The 1,875-nt window shown below is 47.2% G+C and carries 1 protein-coding gene; it reads right to left on the reverse strand.

Going from position 1 to position 1,875, the window contains the following annotated elements; translation table 11 throughout:
* Window positions 1-31: 31 nt before the first annotated feature.
* On the reverse strand, window positions 32-1,875 hold a 1,844-nt coding region (locus KDK18_RS03185; protein WP_257253157.1), incomplete at its 5' end, for a transglutaminase-like domain-containing protein.

Below are 1,875 nucleotides of genomic sequence, written 5' to 3' on the forward strand. Positions count from 1 at the left end.
CTCAATTTCTTGCAATCCTCGCTACGGACGCTTAGGTCCGACAGGCTGCTAGTGAGTCATAAAGTGAATCCAAATTCATGCTGCTTATAAACTCTGCGGCAATGTTTGTCAGCTCGTCGGATTTGAGCACCAGAGCGTTATTGGCGTTGTGTACCTGCCGCAAGTAGTTATTATTAACAGATTCCTGAAACCCGGAAGAGCTACTGATTGCAGACATCATGGCATGCAGCTCTTCTGGTGAGGATGGGTCATGAGCGCCGTAGCTGTGTTTCTCCCCACCTTCTGGTATTTCAGCATCGACCCAGCAATATGTTAAGTAACCGCCTTTCGAATGTGTTACCCCATACAGATAATGGCTGAAGGCCTGCTGAATCGCTTTCCTGCATTTCTCTTTTAAATCATCCACAGTTTTTCTCTCCCCGAATGACAGCCTAAGGGGCTTTAGAGTGGATTCGTAACGGCTTATGGTTGCAGACCTTTTTTTCTCATATTCATTTTCCAAAGCTGGTTTAAGCAAATGATATTCTTCTTTCATAGCTACATTTAGAATATGAATCATGGCTTTGTCGCGATCTCTCAGCAATTCTGTCAGAGCAGCTCCGAGTTGTTTTCTCGTTGTGTACTCTTGATTGATTTGTTCCAATCTGCGCTTCAAGTCTGAGCGGTTCTCAGCGATTCGTTGTAACAGAGTTTCGACCTTTTCATCAAGCAGTGTTCTTAGCCAGAAATCGCCCCAGGAAGGCTGCTCCATGATAATCACCGGACGGTGTTTCGCCGCGCCCGAGATTAACTTCGAAAATGCAGGGTGGCGCACCAGCATTCGCTCTATACTCGGAATGCCCTCAGGTTCGTCCGTCCAGTCGTTCTTTACAGATGAGCTGACGATTTGGCCTTCAAGACATCGCGAAAAACCTTCATGACATTGAGAGACGAGCAAGGCATTATCTTTTCTCTGCTGACGTTTTTTATATGCCCTCTGCCAGGTCACGCAATTTTTTTCTCCGGACAATAATTCCCCATACCACTTTTTCAGGCACTGGCTTGCTGCAACCTTCAATTCATCGACAACTTGCAGACGCATCAATAGCTCATGGAGTTTACGAGCCCCTTTAAAATCGTTTAAACTGTTCGGCACTGGATCCAGCCAATCCGATGCCAGGGCCTTTTTGGCAAATTCAATAACCGGAGGCCTGGTCAGGTCACTGTTTTGCAGAACATTCATTATTGAACTCAACCACTGCAGAGGGCATGCTCCGCCCTGAACAATCATTTTGGAGTGCAATACCCTGAGTTGTTCAGTAACCTGATCTTGATCACTGTTGGACAAGATTTGTTTGACTGCCTCCGACATCGGTCTGGAGGCACGCCGATCGTAGTCTTCCACAACACCGATCAATTCCTTTTCTTTAAAGCCCAATGCCTCGGTCTCCAGCGACTCCAGGATTGAAACGCCCATGGAAAAACCGGCTAAATCTTTTCTCTTCCAAAGGTTCTCTACCATTGCGAAAGGACTTAGATGGGGAATTGGCGATTCACAGCCTGCCTCATGGGCTTCCTTCAGTTCTTCAAGACTTATGCCACAGGCTTCAGCCAGAGTTTGCTGTTGCGCTAAATCAGCGCCCTCCAGAAGACCCCGCAGGAGATCTCCTTGCCTCTTAAACTCAGTGCCAGAACCAGTGAACCTTTTGATGGTCTGGAAGTCAGGCCGAATTTCTGTTACCTCAGCAGGCTCCCCGCCCAAATCTACTAACTTCCAGGTTTGGCCTCCATCCACGGAACACTCTGCAAAGGCATGGGTACGATTAGTCATTTGTCGACATGGAATCCCAAAATAACGACAAAAAGCAATAAAAACAGGCACACGATGACGACAGC

Source organism: Endozoicomonas sp. SESOKO3 (assembly GCF_024606255.1).